The 16741-nt window shown below is 62.5% G+C and carries 14 protein-coding genes; 9 read left to right on the top strand and 5 right to left on the bottom strand.

The window, feature by feature from the left end; translation table 11 throughout:
• Nucleotides 1–157 precede the first annotated feature (157 nt).
• The 8 genes from GJ700_RS05845 (at nucleotide 158) to GJ700_RS05810 (ending at nucleotide 6297) form a co-directional block, all read left to right on the top strand.
• Entirely contained in the window at nucleotides 158–349 is a 192-nt protein-coding gene (locus GJ700_RS05845) for a hypothetical protein (RefSeq protein WP_154371721.1), read from the top strand.
• Between the two features lie 113 nt (nucleotides 350–462).
• Nucleotides 463–732: a DUF3649 domain-containing protein gene (locus GJ700_RS05840; RefSeq protein WP_154371720.1), complete on the top strand. Its 270-nt coding sequence runs from the start codon at nucleotides 463–465 to the stop codon at nucleotides 730–732.
• Nucleotides 729–2291 (top strand): PepSY-associated TM helix domain-containing protein, encoded by a 1563-nt coding sequence (locus GJ700_RS05835; RefSeq protein WP_154371719.1) that lies wholly within the window; start codon nucleotides 729–731, stop codon nucleotides 2289–2291. The genes GJ700_RS05840 and GJ700_RS05835 overlap by 4 nt, the downstream gene beginning before the upstream one ends.
• Nucleotides 2288–2629: a DUF3325 domain-containing protein gene (locus GJ700_RS05830; protein WP_195763796.1), complete on the top strand. Its 342-nt coding sequence runs from the start codon at nucleotides 2288–2290 to the stop codon at nucleotides 2627–2629. The genes GJ700_RS05835 and GJ700_RS05830 overlap by 4 nt, the downstream gene beginning before the upstream one ends.
• Before the next feature lie 83 nt (nucleotides 2630–2712).
• Nucleotides 2713–3117 carry a GFA family protein gene (locus GJ700_RS05825; RefSeq protein ID WP_154371717.1) on the top strand — a complete coding sequence of 135 codons (405 nt, stop codon included), beginning with the start codon at nucleotides 2713–2715 and terminating at the stop codon, nucleotides 3115–3117.
• A 78-nt stretch (nucleotides 3118–3195) separates the two neighbouring features.
• Nucleotides 3196–5037, top strand: a complete 1842-nt coding sequence (locus GJ700_RS05820) for a M2 family metallopeptidase (protein ID WP_371867844.1) — start codon at nucleotides 3196–3198, stop codon at nucleotides 5035–5037.
• Between the two features lie 141 nt (nucleotides 5038–5178).
• Complete coding sequence (locus GJ700_RS05815; RefSeq protein WP_154371716.1) at nucleotides 5179–5862, top strand: PEP-CTERM sorting domain-containing protein; 684 nt, start codon at nucleotides 5179–5181, stop codon at nucleotides 5860–5862.
• A 42-nt stretch (nucleotides 5863–5904) separates the two neighbouring features.
• A complete protein-coding gene (locus GJ700_RS05810) occupies nucleotides 5905–6297 on the top strand; it encodes a hypothetical protein (protein ID WP_154371715.1) in 393 nt (130 codons plus the stop codon).
• Between the two features lie 54 nt (nucleotides 6298–6351).
• Here GJ700_RS05810 and GJ700_RS05805 read toward each other — a convergent pair whose 3' ends face one another.
• Both GJ700_RS05805 and GJ700_RS05800 read right to left on the bottom strand, forming a co-directional pair.
• Nucleotides 6352–9102 (bottom strand): TonB-dependent receptor, encoded by a 2751-nt coding sequence (locus GJ700_RS05805; RefSeq protein WP_154371714.1) that lies wholly within the window; start codon nucleotides 9100–9102, stop codon nucleotides 6352–6354.
• A 290-nt stretch (nucleotides 9103–9392) separates the two neighbouring features.
• Nucleotides 9393–10343 carry an alpha/beta hydrolase gene (locus GJ700_RS05800; protein ID WP_195763795.1) on the bottom strand — a complete coding sequence of 317 codons (951 nt, stop codon included), beginning with the start codon at nucleotides 10341–10343 and terminating at the stop codon, nucleotides 9393–9395.
• A gap of 161 nt (nucleotides 10344–10504) precedes the next feature.
• Between GJ700_RS05800 and GJ700_RS05795 the strand changes: the two genes are divergently transcribed.
• Nucleotides 10505–13114 (top strand): alpha-amylase family glycosyl hydrolase, encoded by a 2610-nt coding sequence (locus GJ700_RS05795; RefSeq protein ID WP_154371712.1) that lies wholly within the window; start codon nucleotides 10505–10507, stop codon nucleotides 13112–13114.
• Nucleotides 13115–13117: 3 nt separating this feature from the next.
• Here GJ700_RS05795 and GJ700_RS05790 read toward each other — a convergent pair whose 3' ends face one another.
• The 3 genes from GJ700_RS05790 to GJ700_RS05780 form a co-directional block, all read right to left on the bottom strand.
• The gene (locus GJ700_RS05790) at nucleotides 13118–14731 is read right to left on the bottom strand and encodes a methyl-accepting chemotaxis protein (RefSeq protein WP_154371711.1); all 1614 of its coding nucleotides are present in this window, start codon (nucleotides 14729–14731) and stop codon (nucleotides 13118–13120) included.
• 183 nt (nucleotides 14732–14914) lie between these two features.
• Nucleotides 14915–15424, bottom strand: coding sequence for a GNAT family N-acetyltransferase (locus tag GJ700_RS05785; RefSeq protein WP_154371710.1), 510 nt, complete (start codon nucleotides 15422–15424; stop codon nucleotides 14915–14917).
• A 48-nt stretch (nucleotides 15425–15472) separates the two neighbouring features.
• Entirely contained in the window at nucleotides 15473–16741 is a 1269-nt protein-coding gene (locus GJ700_RS05780; RefSeq protein ID WP_371867860.1) for an amidohydrolase family protein, read from the bottom strand.

Here is a 16741-nt window from a genome sequence, read left to right as displayed (position 1 = left end):
GTAAATTATTTTCAATTTATCAACAATAACACGAATATCATGCCCTTGCCGGGCCTGGCCAGGCAGGCTTCCTACACCACCCCAAGCCGCATTCCGACATGGCATACTACCGGCTCGCGCTAAGATTTCCGTACCTTGATCTCACGAGGGAAACGTCATGATTGACTCGAAGAAACCTCAGCCTGCCGGCAGCAATGTGCAGGAAAATCGCCGCCACCGCATATCGGAAAAAGCCGATGAAAAAGCCAACGGCGGCGCCATCGGCGAAACCGACCGCCACCACCGCGTACCGCGCGATGACGATGAATCTTCCTTCAGCACAGGCAAACAGCGCCGCCTCGACCATTAAGTTTCACGAATAAGCGCGGTTCTTTTGCAACATACCACGGGCAGCCAGCGCTGCCCGTTGCTGTTCCTGCGCCCCCTCGCTAGAATCCGCGGCATTACTTGCCGATCAATACTATGCCGCGCTCCCCTCTTGTTCTCGCCACATCGCGCGCCGTCGCAGCCATTGTTGGCGGCTATGCCTTCGCATCCGCCGCTGCCGCCTTGCTGGCCATGCTGCTGCCGTTACCCCGCGCCGATGCCGTCGTGACCGCGACCTTGCTGTCGTTCGCCCTGTACGCCGCCGCCGCGCTGCGCGCCTTCGCCACGCCCAGCGCGTGGCGCGCATGGGCTGAATTGCTGCTGCCTGCGCTCTTGATGGGGCTGGCCGCGCGGGGGCTGGCATGACGGGTTCGTTCCGCCAGAACATGGCGTCACTGCACACGTGGGCGGGCTTGCTGGTGTGCTGGCTGTTGCTGCTAATGTTCACGTCCGGCACGGCCAGTTATTTCCGCGACGAGATCAACCTGTGGATGAAGCCGGAATTGCATGGCGCAGCCATGCAGCCGGCGCCGGCCACACAGGCGGGCAAAGCGGCTGTGCGCGTGATGCAGCAGCGCGCGCCGCGAGCCAGACACTGGTTCATCACGCTGCCCACGCAGCGCACGCCCTATCTCCGCGCCACGTGGAGCGGCCCGGATGGCAAACTCAATACCGCGCTGATCGATCCCGCCACCGGTGAGGAATTGCCGGCCGCGCGCGACACCCATGCCGGCGCCTTCGTCAGCCGCCTGCATTTCGATTTGTATTACGTGCCGCCGCAAACGGGCCGCTGGATTGCGGGCCTGTGCGCGATGGTGCTGCTGGTGTCGCTGATTTCCGGCATCGTCACGCACCGCCGCATCTTCCGCGACTTCTTCACCTTCCGCCCCGCCAAAGGCGCACGCTCGTGGCAGGATGCCCACAATGCCGTGGGCGTGTTTGCATTGCCGTTCCACCTGATGATCACGTACACGGGACTGGTGACGTTGATGTTCATGTACATGCCGTCCGCCGGCCACGCCGTCTACAAGGACGACAAGGGCGCGCTGCTGTCCGATATCTATCCCAGCGTCGGCAAGCCCGCCAGGGCGGCAGGCATCGCCGCGCCACTGGCGCCGATCGGCCCCGTGCTGGAACAGGCGCAACGCCACTGGCAAGGCCGCCCGGCCGGCGCCATCAGCATCGCCAACCCGAACGACGCGAATGCGCGCATCTCGGTCACGCGCGCGGCGGGCAGCGACCTGTCGAACAAACAGCCGGCCATGCAATTCGACGGCGCAAGCGGCGCCCTGCTGGCCAGCAGCGGCGACAATGCGAGCGGCGCGCTGGCCACGCACGGCGTGCTGTACGGCCTGCACATCGCCCGCTTCGCGGAACCGCTGCTGCGCTGGCTGTTCTTCATTTCCGGGCTGGCGGGAACGGCCATGGTCGCGACCGGCGCGCTGCTGTGGGCCGCCAAGCGCCAGCGGCAAAGCGGCTTCGGCGCGCGCTTCGTCCACGGGTTGAACATCGGCTGCATCGCCGGCTTGCCCGCCGCCTACGGCGCGTATTTCTGGGCCAACCGCCTTCTGCCGCTGGAACTGGCGCAACGGGCCGACAGGGAAGTGACCGTGTTCTTTGCCGCGTGGGGCGCGGCCCTGCTGCTGGCGCAGTGGCGCCCGGGCCGCGCCATGTGGCGCTGGCAACTGGCATGCGGTGCGCTGCTGCTGGGCGGTTTGCCGGTCCTGAACGCCGCCACGACCAGCACTCACGCGCTGGCCGTACTGTTCCTGCATAAAGCCCCGCTGGCCGTGGCGGCATTCGATATGACGATGCTGGTGCTGGGCCTGCTGTTGGCGGCGGCGGCATGGCGGCTGGGGCGCAGACGCAGGAACAGGCCGGAAACGCTGGCGCCGCTGTCCGCCATGCGGGAGGTATCGAAATGAATGCGCTGGCGACGTTTGCTTTGGCGTATACGGGACTGAGCGCCATGAGCCAGTCGATGGCGCGCCACCATGCGGCGTTGGTGGCGTACAAGGTGCCCCGCTCGCCGCAATTGCGCATTGCGCTGCGGGCAGGCGCCACCGCCTGCCTGATGCTGGCGCTGGCGGCCGCGATGCGCCACGCCGGCATGGCACAGGGGCTGCTGCTGTGGGCCGGTGCGCTGACGGTTGCGGCGCCGGCCGTCATGCTGCAACTGGCGTATGCGCCGCGCACGCTGCGCCCGGGTACAGGGGTGGCAGGAGCGGCGGGCTTGCTGTTTGCGCTGCTGGGCAGCTTGTGACCGGCCTGCCCGGCATCCGTGCGCCAACAGCAACTGATTTGGCTACACTGGCGCTCTGAATTCCCACTGAAAAAGGAGACGTCATGCTGAAGACCTACCATGGCAGCTGCCACTGTGGCGCGGTGCGCTTTGAAGCGGATATCGACCTGGCCGCCGGCACCGGCAAATGCAACTGCTCGATCTGCACCAAGCTGCGCAACTGGAGCACCATCGTCAAGCCGGAAGCGTTCCGGCTGCTGAGTGACGAAAACACGCTGTCCGACTACCAGTTCAATACGAAGAGCGGCCACCACGTGTTTTGCCGCACGTGCGGCGTCCATTCGTTCGGGCGGGGCTATATCGAGGAAATCGGCGGGGCGTATGTGTCGATCCAGGTCGCCTGCCTGGACGACGCCACACCGGAAGAATTGACCAGCGGCCCCGTCAAGTACATGGATGGACGGCATAACAATTGGTGGAATGCGCCGGAAGAGACACGGCATTTGTAACACCAGGCCTTTTTCAAGAGGGAATTCAGCGCACGCCGGTGTATATTACGCGGTTTATAAAACAACAAGGAGACCGCAGTGACCAAACCCCTGTACCTGAAAGCTCTCCCCGTCGCCGTGATGGTGGCCATGGGCGCATTCCACGTCGCCCATGCCGCTGAAACGGCGAGCGCCACGAAGCCGGCAGCCAAAAGCAAGCCGACCGTGGCGGAGGCGGAACGCTTCCTGAACGAGACGGAAGCCAAGATGGAGAAACTGAACCTCGACGGCGCCCGCGCGCAATGGGTGGCGCAGAACTTCATCACGGAAGACACCGAAGCGCTGGCCACCTACTTCGGCGAAAAACAACTGTCGCTGTCCGGCGATGCCGCGCTGGCCGCGCGCCGCTTCAACGGCCTGAAACTCAAGGACGATTACGCGCGCAAGCTGAAGTTCCTGCAACTGACCCTGATGCTGCCGGACCCGAAAGAGCGCGAAGCCTACGCCGCCAAGCAAGCCGCGTTGAACGCCGCCTACGGCAAAGGCAAATACTGCCCGCCGGGTAAAGAATGCATGCCGCTGGGCGAGCTGGAAAAAACCCTGGCCACCAGCCGCGATCCCGCCAAGCTGAAGGAAATCTGGACCGGCTGGCACGCGCAATCGCCTGCCTACAAGCAGATGTACGTCGATTACGTGGCCCTGTCCAACAAGGGTGCGCGTGAAATGGGCTTCGCCGACACGGGCGCCCTGTGGCGCTCGCAATACGACATGGCGCCGGACGCCTTTGCCGCCGAGATGGAACGCATCTGGCAGCAGGTGAAACCCCTGTACGATTCGCTGCACACCTATACCCGCTACAAGCTGCGCCAGGCTTACGGCCCGGACGTGGTGCCGGCCACCGGCCCGATTCCGGCTCACCTGTTCGGCAACATGTGGAGCCAGAGCTGGGAAAACATCTATCCGCTGCTGAAGCCCGCCGCCAATGCCGGCAACTATGACTTGACCAAGGTCCTGGAAGAACGCAAGACCGATGCCAAGCAGATGACGCAATACGCCGAGCGCTTCTACACGTCGCTGGGCATGCGCAAGCTGCCGGAAACGTTCTGGGAGCGTTCGCTGCTGACCAAGCCGCGCGACCGCGAAGTGGTGTGCCACGCGTCCGCCTGGACCATGGACGGCAAGGAAGACGTGCGCATCAAGATGTGCATCCGCCCGACCGATGAAGAATTCAAGGTCATCCACCACGAGCTGGGCCACATCTATTACGACCTGGCCTACAACAAGCAATCGTTCCTGTTCCAGGGCGGCGCCAACGACGGCTTCCACGAAGCCATCGGCGACACCGTGGCGCTGTCGATCACGCCGGACTACCTGAAGAAGATCGGCCTGATGGAACCGAGCCAGCAGGCGGGTGACGACGTGTCCGAACTGATGCAGCGCGCGCTGGCGAAGGTCGCGTTCCTGCCGTTCGCCTACATGGTCGACAAATGGCGCTGGGACGTCTATGCCGGCAAGGTGCAGCCTGCCGACTACGACAAGACCTGGTGGCAGCTGCGCGAACAGTACATGGGCATGTCGCGCCCGGGCCCGATCACCGCCAACGGCTTTGACGCGGGCGCCAAGTACCACGTGGCGGCGGACGTGCCGTATGCGCGCTACTTCCTGGCCCACATGCTGCAATTCCAGTTCCACCGCGCGCTGTGCAAGGAAGCCGGCTACACCGGCCCGCTGCACCGCTGCTCCATCTATGGCAACGAGAAAGCCGGCGCCAAGTTCCAGAAGATGCTGGAAATGGGCGCCAGCAAGCCATGGCCGGAAGCGCTGAAAGCCATCTCCGGCGAAGACCGCATCGACGGCCAGGCGCTGGTCGATTACTTCGCGCCGCTGAAAACCTGGCTGGATGAGCAAAACCGCCAGCTGGCGGCTGCCGACAAGAAGTAAAAACGTATTGAAGCAGGCGGGCCGGTGCAAACCGGCCCGTTTTTCATTTGGCGACGAAAAAGACACACTCCATTAACTTACCAGCTATCTTGTCAATTTGCTTGCGATACAATTTCGACAATATTTGACGGAGATCGCGCCATGCACATTGCTACCCTGCTGAAAACTCCACTGGCGGCTGCCCTGCTGTGTGCGGCCGCGCAAGCGTCGGCGGGCACCGTCGCCACATTTGACGACTTGCCGCTGCAACCGGCCATCGACCTCGGCACTGGCATCCAGTACACCAACGCGACCAACAGCCTCGATTACGTCGGCGTCACGTGGGATGCGCGCTTTTCCGTGTTTGGCGACCAGTACCGCGTGGGCGGCCCGTCCGGTCCCACGTTCGGCATCGCGCATTCCGGCCATTATTTCGTCACCAACCAGGATGGCGGTTCCGGCCTCACCATCACCACCAACCAGGTCCTGACGGGCGCCTGGTTCGGACGCAACCAGTATTACGGCTTTGGCGAAGGCGGTGCGGACCAGGTCACCATCGTGGCGCTGGCCGGCGGCACGGAACTGGCGTCCGTCGTGTTCAATTTGCCGGACAGCCATCCGGGGCTGGCCGAGCCGCTGTCCTTCGTCGACACCAGCAGCTTTGCAGCGCTGTCCGGCATCACCGGCTACCGCATCGACCGGCGTGAACTGGGCACGCTGAGCGGTCACTGGGTGGCCGACGATTTCCAGTTCGAGCCGGTGTCGAATGTGCCGGAACCATCGACCTGGGCCATGCTGGCGGCCGGCCTGGGCTTGCTGGGATGGAGATCGCGCCGCCGCACCTGAGCCGTTTGGATACGGCATGGCCGCGCTGCTACACTCGCGCGCATGACTACACGACGTTTATTCATCCTCACCGCAGTTGCGGCACTCGCTGCCGCGGCCTTCGGCCTGTGGCATTCACAGGCCAATCAACAAGTGGATGCGGCGCAATACAACCGCCTGCGTGCGCAGGAAGTGCTGCGCAAAGTATGCCCCGTATCGCGCGCACCGGAGCAGGTACGCAGCATCGGCGCGGCATTGACCGCGAACGAGCGGGCGCGCACCTTGATCTGGGCCGGGCCCGCGCTGCTGTATGCCAGCGATCCCGCACTCACTGCGCCCGCGCCCCTGCTGACGGGCCCGCAGCGCGCGGAACCGGGTTGGACCGGCTGGGCCGAAGTGGATTTGCCATGCGGCTTGTCGGTGCAGCGCTTCCAGAAAACCGGACGCACAAAATAAAAAACCCGCCACTTGCGTGGCGGGTCTCCGTCGGGAGCAACGGAAGAGAGAGACTTAGAACTTGTAGTTCGCGCCTACCAGAATGGTGCGGCCGTATTTCTGGTATTCCAGCTGCTGGTTGCGGGAACCGGCGTAGGTTTCGTAGGCGGCGTTGCGCAGGTTGTTCACCTGTGCCACCAGGCCCAGGCCCTTCAGCGCGCCTTGCGTGAAGTTGTAGCCGATCTGGAAGTCGATCACGTTTTCGCCCACGACATAACGCAGCGTACGGTCGTTGGCGAAGTTGCCGATCTCACCCACGAAGTCCGAGCGCTTGCGCTGGTTCACACGGGCTTCGAAGCCAGCATTCTCGTAGTAGAAGGTCAGGTTGGTCACGTGCTTCGACAGGCCTGGCAGCGGGATCTTGGTGCCGATGTTGCTCGATGGGTCTTCGATCGAGATGGTGCTGTCGCTGTAGGTGTGCGATGCCTGTACGCCGAAGCCTTCCATGGCCTTGCTCACCATGCCCAGCGGCAGCGATGCCGACAGTTCCAGGCCTTTCAGCGAGCCGCCAGTACCGTTGTACGGTGCGCTGTAGTCGCCGATCGCGGTCTTCGCCTTGGTGCCAGGGATGAACTTCGAGAAGTCGTAGTCCTTGGTCTGGGTGAAGATGTAGGTGTTCAGCTTCTTGTAGAAACCAGCCACTGCGAAGTACGCCTTCTTGTCGAAGTATTTCTCATACGACAGGTCGAACGCGTTGGCGCGCCATGGGTCCAGCTTGGCGTTACCGCCGCTGCCGCCCGGCTTGAAGGTGGAGTCGGACACGCCGAAGTCCAGGGACGAACGCAGCTGGTCGACACGTGGACGGGCGATCTGCTTGGCGGCGCCCATGCGAATGGTCTGGCCACCTTCCAGGCCGAACGCCAGGTTCACGCTCGGCAGGTAGTCGGTGTAAGTCTTGCCATCATGCACAGGCTTGACTTGCTGGCCCACTGGCGCGGTGCCGTCCCAGTAGTTGGCGTCCGACGACTGGTCGGTATGCTGCGCCTGGATACCGAAGTTACCACGCAGGGTTGCCCAGCCCAGTTCCGTATCGATGTTGCCTTTCACGTAGGTGGTCGTGATTTTTTCGTTCACGTCCCAGCCCTTGGCAATCAGGTAGCTCAGGTTGTCGACCGGATTGAAGGTCATGAAACGCGACACCATGTCACGCACATCCCAGGTCGGGATCATGCCGGCGCCGGCAAAGCCCAGGTCGGTCAGGCCGTACAGGTTGCCCTTGGCGATATTCACCGGATCGGTGCCCGCCAGGTTGATGTTGCCTTCAGGCTGGCGCTTTTTCTTCGAACGGTCGCTGTAGTTGATGCCGAAGTCGATGCTCGAGATAAATTTCTCGGCAGCGTCCGGCACCGGCGCGTTGAACGCCAGCTTGTAGCTCTTCAGTTCGTCTTCGACGCGTGGCGTCTTGCCGTAGCCGGAACCGTAAATCGTCGGGCCGATGAACAGCGTGTTGACGTTGCTGTAATCGCGGCCCATGGCCATTTGCGAGAAGCCGCCGTTGCCGAAGGCCAACTTGACGTTATCCAGGTACGCATTGCCGGCGCCGTCATTGGTGCCGCGGCCATTGCCGATCTGCGCATTGTTTTCCAGGCTCAGCTCGTTACGCTTGGCTTTCGAGAAGCTGATGTCGCCCACGATGGTCCAGCCGCCGTCCTTGTACTGGTTGTTCCAGCCCAGCGCGTGGATGGTGTCCTTGCGGTCGTTGTACATGCCGCGCACCAGTGGGTAAATGCCGCTGGCGGTGGCCGTGTTCATGGCGTTGCCGTCCAGCTTGACGCCACTGTAGTTCAGGCCAGGCGTGTTGTTGCCGTTCCAGCCGCCGAGGTTGATTTCCAGCTGGTTCGCGGTTTCCGTGCGCTTGAATTCGGAAACGTACATGTCCACCATGGACGTGAACTGCTTGGACGGACGGTACTGGATCACGCCCATCAGGCCGTCACGCTTGTTCACGCCGCTGCGCGCCACCGCCTTGATGCCGTCGGTGATATAGGTGCCTGCCGCCACGCCTGGACGGGAATCTTTCTTCCACGGCTCGTACAGGCCGGTCTCGTTGTCCAGCACTGGCGATTCCAGGTGCGCGAAGCCCAGCGCGATACCGATGGTGCGGTTGGCGAACTGGTCGATGTACGACGCGCTGAAGCGGTTGCCGGTGTCTTTCGCGTTGGCGATCTTGCCCAGCGAATTCTTTTCCATACGGGCGTTCATCGCCACGGTACGGGAACCGAACGACAGCGGACGCACGGTCTGCATGTCGATGGTGCCGGACAGGCCCTGGCCGACGATGCCGGCGTCCGGGGTTTTATAAATGGTCACGCCGGACAGCAGTTCCGACGGGTACTGGTCGAATTCCACGCTGCGGTTGTCACCGGTCGACACTTGTTCGCGGCCGTTCAACAGGGTGGTGGCGAAGTCCGGCGACAAACCGCGCACGGAAATCACCTGGGCGCGGCCGGCCACGCGCTGGGCGGCCAGGCCTGGCAGGCGGGCGATGGATTCAGCGATCGACACGTCCGGCAGCTTGCCGATGTCTTCCGCGGAAATCGCTTCAACGATGGAGGTCGAATCTTTCTTTACGGAGATCGCGTCTTCAATGCCGCGGCGGATGCCGGACACGGTCACTTGCTGGACCGTGGCGTCGGCGGCTGGCGTGGCGCTGGTCTGTGCCTGGACATTACCGGCCAGGGCGGAAACGAACACGGCGCACGCTGCGGCGACCGGGCTCAGTTGCAGGGCTGCGCGCTGGCTGCGCTCAGTTGCGAAATTCTTCATCAGGTGTCCCCTCTTCATCACAAGTAAAAATTCCCGCAACTGCAACCTGTCGACTCTTTATCTCGACTACACGGGATCCGGGAAAGCAAACGTTCTATTAGACGTCCTGTACAGAATTTTGTATTAAAACTAGATGCAGTGTCAACCAAAGTTAAACAAGACTACGGAACAACACTGTTTTACAGCCTTGATTTATCAATGGAAAGGCCGCAGCCGTTGTATTTGGGCTACAAAGAATGCAACAAGGGATTGTAGTGAGACTACAAGTGACGAGATGTTGGTTGCTCAAATTAAGGCATCAACAGGAAGCGCAGCGGAATATCCACCCGGCTGCGCCAAGCCGCCTCGCTATGGTCGGCGCCGGGATAGACCTTGCTGATCACGTCGATGCCCTGGCGGTAGCCCTTGACGCGCAGGATGGCGTCCATTTGCTGCTGGTATGGCGCATACAACGCGTCGAGCGTCGCATCACCATGGTCGAAATACAGTTTCAAGGCGCCGGCGCGCGGCAAGGCCTTGCCCAGCCAGTCAAACCAGGCGGACGCGATGCGCACGGGACGCATGTCGTCCTTATCGAATAGCATGTTGAAATTCGTCGTCACGGGCCAGTGCGTGGACAGGCAGGCCGCGCCCGCAAACACTTCCGGGTGGCGCGCCACCGCATACAGGGAAATCAGCCCGCCCATCGAGGAACCCAGGATGAAGGTGCCGACCCGCTCCTTCTGCGTGCGGAAGCGGCTGTCGATGGCCGGCTTCAATTCTTCCACCAGGAAGCGCAGGTATTGGTCAGACAGGGTCGGCATGCCGCCGGGAATGGGCGGATCACCCAGCAAGGCGGCCCGCAAGTCCGGCGCCAGCGTTTCCACGGCAGCGGCCGGGCCGTATTCGCGGGCGCGGTCGCGGTTGCTCCAGATGCCCACCACGATGGCGGGACGGGCCGCGCCGGAGGCGATCAGCGACGCCAGCACCTTGTGCACTTCCCACGCCTGGCCGCCCATCGCGGTTTTCGGATCGAACAGGTTTTGGCCGTCGTGCATATACAGCACCGGGTAGCGCTGGCTGGAACCGTCATAGCCGGGCGGCAGCCACACCACGACTTTGCGCGAGGCGACATGCCGGGACGGAAAGGCATCGAGCGTGACGAATGTCCCGTCGCCACCCTGCGCCAGCACCGGCGCGGCAGCCAGCGTGCCGCATGCGATCGCCGCCTTCAATACCACCCGCCTGCCCCAAACCGCCATGAACATCCTTGTAAATGCGAAAACCACAGCATAGCGCGGCGTATGCAACATCCAGGTAATGTACCTGAACTAGATTGTTAAATCCGTTGCATACTGATCACCTTCCTTTCATACTATGGAGTTATAAAAGCTAATGTAGCGCAACTACTATCGGAGATCGCATGAAACGAACCGTGCTGGCAATGGTGGCGGCCGCCGCCTGCCTGGGCGCGCAGGCCCGGGATTACCGCATCGAGCACCTGGAACCGGCATTCTGGTGGACCGGCATGCAACACAAGACGCTGCAATTGCTGGTGCACGGCAAAGACATCGCGGACCTGGAACCGAGCCTGAATTATCCCGACGTGACAATCCAGGGCGTCAAGCGCGTCGCCAACCGCAATTACCTGTTCATCGACCTCGCCATCGACGGCGCCGCCCTGCCCGGCAAGTTCGATATCGCGTTTGCCGCCGCCGGCAAAGGGTCCGTGATTTACCACTATGAGTTGCAAGCGCGTACTCCCGGTTCCGCGCAGCGCAAAGGCTTTTCCAGCGCCGATGCGATTTACCAGGTGATGCCGGACCGCTTCGCCAACGGCAACCCGGGCAACGACACGGTGGCCGGCATGCCGGACAAGCTGGACCGCAAGAACGGTTCCGGCCGCCATGGCGGCGATTTGCAGGGCATGACCAATGCGCTGGGCTATATCGCGGACATGGGCTACACCATGGTGTGGCCGACGCCGCTGGTGGAAAACAATATGCCGGCGTATTCGTACCACGGCTATTCCGCCACCGACCTGTACAAGATCGATGCGCGCTATGGCACCAATGAAGACTTCCGCGCGTTTGCCGCCAAAGCCCGTGAAAAAGGCATCGGCGTGATCCAGGACGTGGTGCTGAACCATATCGGCATGCAGCACTGGTGGATGCGCGATTTGCCGACGCCGGACTGGATCACGCACAGCGGCAAATACGCGCCGACGCAGCACCACCGCGTGGCCGTGCAAGACCCGTACGCGTCGCAGGCCGACCGCAAGGATTTCACCGAGGGCTGGTTTTCGCCGAACATGCCGGACATGAACCAGGCCAATCCCGAGCTGGCGACGTACCTGATTCAAAACGCCATCTGGTGGATCGAGTACGCGGGGCTGGCGGGTTTGCGCGTGGATACCTACGGCTATTCGAACACGGCATTCCTTTCGGACTGGTCGCGCCGCATCATGGCCGAGTATCCGAACCTGAACCTGGTGGGCGAAGAATGGAGCACCCAGATTCCCGTGGTGGCGCACTGGCTGAAGAACAAGCAGAACTTCAATGGCTATGTCTCGAACATGCCCAGCATGATGGACTTCCCCCTCAACGATACGCTGCGCCGCGTACTGGCCGGTGACGAAGGCTACAGCCTGAAGTCGCTGCATGAAACCGTGTCGCAGGATTACCTGTATCCCGACGCGGCCAACATGACGCTGTTCGAGGGCAACCACGACATGGCGCGCACGTTCAGCGTGGTCAAACATGACGACGCGCTGTTCCGCATCGCCATGGCGTATGTCTTGACCATGCCCCGCATCCCGCAACTGTACTATGGCACGGAAATCCAGATGACCAGCACCACCAGGGGCCGCGACGATCCGTCGTACCGCCAGGACTTCCCCGGCGGCTGGGCGGGGGACAAGGTCAATGCGTTCACGGGACAGGGCTTGACGAAGCAGCAGCTGGCCGCGCAGGCTTACCTGAAAAAACTGCTGAACTGGCGCAAGGGACAAAGCGTCATCCACAACGGCAAGCTGATGCACTTCGGGCCGGAAAACGATACGTATGTGTACTTCCGCTATGACGGAACCCACAAGATCATGGTCGCCATCAATTTGAATAACAAGGCGATGCCGCTGAAAACCGCGCGCTTCCGTGAAATGCTGGTGGGGGTGGCGGAAGGCCGCGACGTGATCAGCGGCCAGCGCTACGGTTTGAAAGAGGAGGTGGCACTGCCGGCCCGCTCCGCACTGGTGCTGGAACTGGACCCGCCGCGCATCGCCGCCGGGACCGTACGCATCATCGACGATGTCGAATCGCCGCAACTGGGTAACCGCCGCAAGCTGCGCGTGTACCTGCCCCCCAGCTATGCCACGCGCCCCGACATGCGCTACCCCGTGCTGTACATGCACGACGGGCAAAACCTGTTCGATGCCAAGACGGCCGCCTATGGCGTGGAATGGGGCATCGATGAAACCGTGGACCGCTTGATTGCCGAAGGGAAGATGGCGGAAACCATCGTGGTCGGCATCGACAACTCGCCGGAACGGATGGCTGAATACACGCCATGCTGCGATCCCCAGCATGGCGGCGGCAAGATCGAGCAATACGAACAATTCATCGTGGATACCGTGAAGCCCTACATCGACCGCACGCTGCGCACGCGCACGGGGCCGCAAGATACGGCCATCATGGGCTCATCGCTGGGCGGTATCGCCTCCATCCACATTGCCGCGCACCGGCCGGATGTCTTCAGCAAGGCGGGCGGCGTCTCCAGCTCGTTCTGGTGGGCCCAGGGCGCCGTGGTCGGCCAGGCGCCCGCTCCGGGCAACGTCCAGTTCTATATCGATGCAGGGACCAACAACGATGGCGTGGAAGGCACGCGCGCCATGCGCGACGTGATGCTGTCCAAAGGCTTCATGCTGGGCCGTAACCTGTATTACCACGAAGCGCAGGGCGGCGCCCACAACGAAAAATCGTGGGCGGAGCGGGTACATTTGCCGCTGCAATGGTTCTTCCCCGCTGTCGCCCCGTAAAACTTAGTTCAGCAGCGGGCGCGAAACTTGCGCCTGCAACCGCTCCTGCTCGTGCAGCTTGAAGATGCTGACAGCTTCAGCCAGCGTATGCGCCTGCTGCTGCAATGAATCGGCGGCAGCCGACGCTTGCTGGACCAGCGCGGCATTTTGCTGCGTCGAACTGTCCATCTGGCTGATGGCCTGGCCGATCTGCTCGATGCCTTCCTGCTGCTCGGTGCTGGCCAGGGCGATTTCGCGGATCACGGCCGTGACCCGTTCCACGCTGGCCACGACTTCCGTCATGGTTTCCCCCGCCTGCGACACAAGGCGGGTGCCCTGGTCGACGCGCTCCACCGAGCTGCTGATCAATTCCTTGATTTCCTTGGCGGCTGCCGCCGAACGGTGCGCCAGCGAGCGCACTTCGGACGCCACCACGGCAAAGCCACGGCCCTGTTCACCGGCGCGGGCCGCTTCCACCGCCGCATTCAATGCGAGGATATTGGTCTGGAACGCAATGCCGTCGATGACGCTGATGATGTCGACGATCTTGCGCGACGACTCGTTGATGGCGCCCATCGTTTGCACCACTTCCGATACCGTGTCGCCGCCTTTTTGCGCCACATGCGAAGCTTCTTCAGCCAGCCGCTGCGCCTGCCCCGCGTTTTCATGGTTCTGGCGCACGGTCGACGTCAGCTCGATCATCGAGGCGGACGTCTCTTCCAGCGAACTGGCTTGCGCATCGGTACGGGACGACAAGTCCACATTGCCCGAGGCGATCTGTGTGCTGGCGGTGGCAATGGTTTCCGTGCCATGGCGCACTTCGCCGACGATGCGCGCCAGGTTATCGCTCATGCGCCGCAGCGCGCGCAGCAAGTCGCCGATTTCATCGCGGCGCGACGCTTCCATATCGCAGCGCAAATCCCCTTCCGCCACGGTTTGCGCAATGCCGATGGCTTGCGCCAGCGGACGCGTAATCCCCCGGATCAGCCACACCATCAGCATGCTGCCGGCCATCATGGCCAGCACCAGCATGAATATCTGCCACACCATGGCGCGGCTGTAGGCCGCTTCGTTGTCGGCCGCCATATCCTTCACTTCCATGGCGGACTGTTTGCCGATATAGGCGACGATTTCATCGATCTTGGCCGTCGGGGCCCGGTCCATGCCTTTGACGAGGCCATCGACCACTTTATAGCTGTCCGGATTGGCGGCATCGTACTGCTTCAGCGCTTTCAGGTAATTCACGCCCAGCTCTTCGTGCATGCGCTGCGCTTCATCGACCAGCGGCGACGGCAAATTCAACTTGGCCAGCAAGGCTTTCAGCTTGCCCAGTTCGTCATTCACCTGTTTGCCCGTCTTGACGAACGCTTGCGTGTATTTATCCAGATTGGCCGGGTCATGGCCGCGCAACAGGATGTTCTTCCACTCCTGCACCTGGATCTTGAATTCCACCTGTGAGCTGCGCGCGATATCGACGGCCTGCGTCAACATCGCGGAGCGCTGCATGCCTTCCGCATTGCGGTCCTTGATCACGACCAGCGCGCGCCAGCCAGCCATGCCGACTGCCAGCAAGGCAATCAGGAAGAAGCCGCTGAGCAAGCCGAGACGCACGCCTATTTTCAGGTTCGCGAGTTTCATTTGTTACCCCTGGAAAAGAATGTGTTACCGGACATGGTCTTGTGCCACGGATTCTGGGGAGCAACTTGCATACAGAGACCTTTCGTCCTGTCACTCCACATCATGCGCCCCGCCCTGGCAAAAGCCAATAGAGGGGCGCGATTGTGTCAGGAGTTTTGTGGCCATGCAACAGTTCTTAACAACCTAAAACTCCAGGCGATAGATATTGCTGTCGCCGTCATAGCCCGGCAGTTGCTTTCGTTCTACATATTGCCAGCCCAGCTTTGCCAGCAAGTCGATCGATGGCTGGTTGTCCGGATGCGTGATGGCCATCAGGCATGGCAGTTTCAGCGTATCGCGCGCATGCGCCAATACGGCAGCCGCCGCCTCGCGTGCATAGCCATGGCCCCAGTAGCGGCGCGCCAGCGCATAGCCGATGTCGGTGCCGGGCAGGAAATCGCGTTTCAACAGGCCGCACAGTCCCATCGGCACGCCATCGCTGCGGCGCTCCACCAGGTACAGCGAATAGCCCAGCCGCAGGTGCGCCGCCACCGGACCTTCCAGCAACGCGGTGCGCGCCGCCTCCACCGTCCGGATGCCGCGGTCGCCGATGTTGGCGATCCACGATGGGTCATTGACCAGTTCCAGGTAAAACGGCGCATCGTCGGCATTCACGGTGCGCAAGTTCAGGCGTTCGGTAGACAGGATCAGCATGGTGTTTGCAATGATGATGGGAAATAGCCATGTTACCGCGAGACGCCATTACAAACGGAAATCCACGCCAGCGGGCCGCCCCGGCAAATGCAAGGTCGCCCCCGTGCGCGGCATTTCGCTGACCACCTGCCCACGCCGCATCACCATGCGGCGTGCGGCGCGCAGGCGGATCGCTTCCACGGGACTGGCCGCATCCAGCCACACCAGGTCGGCATAGCACCCCGGCGCCAGACCGTAACCGTCCAGTCCCAGGATGCGGGCCGGCGTGTCCGTGACGGCGGTAAAGCACGCGCGCATCGCGTCCTGTCCCGTCATTTGCGCCACGTGCAAGCCCATGTGCGCCACTTCCAGCATGTCGCCGGAACCCAGGCTGTACCACGGGTCCATCACGCAATCGTGGCCGAACGCCACGTCGATGCCGGCCGCCAGCAACTCCGGCACCCGCGTCATGCCACGCCGCTTCGGATATGTGTCGTGGCGGCCCTGCAACGTGATGTTAATCAGCGGATTGGCAATGGCCGCCACGCCCGCTTCGCGCATCAGCGGAAGCAATTTGCTGACATAGTAATTATCCATCGAATGCATGGACGTCAGGTGCGAGCCCGCCACCCGGCCATGCAGGCCCAGCCGGTGCGTTTCGCTGGCCAGGGTTTCGATGTGGCGCGACAGCGGATCGTCGGACTCGTCGCAATGCATGTCGACGCGCAGCCCCTGATCGGCCGCGAAGGCGCACAGGATGCGCACGGATTCCGCGCCATCGGCCATCGTGCGCTCGAAATGGGGAATGCCGCCAACCACGTCGACACCCATGGCAATCGCGCGCTTCAGGTTGGCCAGCGCGGTGGGACTGCGCAGCAAGCCATCCTGGGGAAACGCCACCAGTTGCATGTCGAGGTACGGCGCCACCTTGCGTTTGACTTCCAGCAGCGCTTCCACCGCCAGCAGGCGGTCGTCGCACACGTCGACGTGGGTGCGGATCGCCAGCAAGCCCCGCGCCACGGCCCAGTCGCAATAACGCAAAGCGCGCTCGACCAGCGCTTCCTGCGTCAAATGGGGTTTCAGTTCGCCCCACAAGGCAATGCCCTCCAACAGGGTGCCGGACTGGTTCACGCGCGGCAGGCCATAACTGAGCGTGGCGTCCATGTGGAAGTGGGCATCGACAAACGGCGGCGCCACCAGATCGCCGCCCGCGTCGATTTCCCGCGCGCCCCGCAGCGCCAGCGCCGGCCCCACGTCGACAATGCGCTCGCCCTGCACGGCGATATCGATGCCGCGCCGGCCGTCCGGCAGGCTGGCGTTGCGTATGACCACATCCAC

It is taken from the genome of Pseudoduganella rivuli (assembly GCF_009674485.1).
Classification (GTDB): Bacteria; Pseudomonadota; Gammaproteobacteria; order Burkholderiales; family Burkholderiaceae_D; genus Rugamonas; species Rugamonas rivuli_B.
The sequence above is the reverse complement of the archived record's forward strand: the minus strand, read 5'-3'. Positions and strand labels throughout refer to the sequence as shown.

Coding starts and splice junctions, on each gene's coding strand:
- GJ700_RS05815 (WP_154371716.1), top strand. CDS start 5,179: ATGCACATTGCTACCCTGCTGAAAACTCCACTGGCGGCTGCCCTGCTG.
- GJ700_RS05845 (WP_154371721.1), top strand. CDS start 158: ATGATTGACTCGAAGAAACCTCAGCCTGCCGGCAGCAATGTGCAGGAA.
- GJ700_RS05840 (WP_154371720.1), top strand. CDS start 463: ATGCCGCGCTCCCCTCTTGTTCTCGCCACATCGCGCGCCGTCGCAGCC.
- GJ700_RS05825 (WP_154371717.1), top strand. CDS start 2,713: ATGCTGAAGACCTACCATGGCAGCTGCCACTGTGGCGCGGTGCGCTTT.
- GJ700_RS05810 (WP_154371715.1), top strand. CDS start 5,905: ATGACTACACGACGTTTATTCATCCTCACCGCAGTTGCGGCACTCGCT.
- GJ700_RS05785 (WP_154371710.1), bottom strand. CDS start 15,424: ATGCTGATCCTGTCTACCGAACGCCTGAACTTGCGCACCGTGAATGCC.
- GJ700_RS05795 (WP_154371712.1), top strand. CDS start 10,505: ATGAAACGAACCGTGCTGGCAATGGTGGCGGCCGCCGCCTGCCTGGGC.
- GJ700_RS05830 (WP_195763796.1), top strand. CDS start 2,288: ATGAATGCGCTGGCGACGTTTGCTTTGGCGTATACGGGACTGAGCGCC.
- GJ700_RS05805 (WP_154371714.1), bottom strand. CDS start 9,102: ATGAAGAATTTCGCAACTGAGCGCAGCCAGCGCGCAGCCCTGCAACTG.
- GJ700_RS05835 (WP_154371719.1), top strand. CDS start 729: ATGACGGGTTCGTTCCGCCAGAACATGGCGTCACTGCACACGTGGGCG.
- GJ700_RS05800 (WP_195763795.1), bottom strand. CDS start 10,343: ATGGCGGTTTGGGGCAGGCGGGTGGTATTGAAGGCGGCGATCGCATGC.
- GJ700_RS05790 (WP_154371711.1), bottom strand. CDS start 14,731: ATGAAACTCGCGAACCTGAAAATAGGCGTGCGTCTCGGCTTGCTCAGC.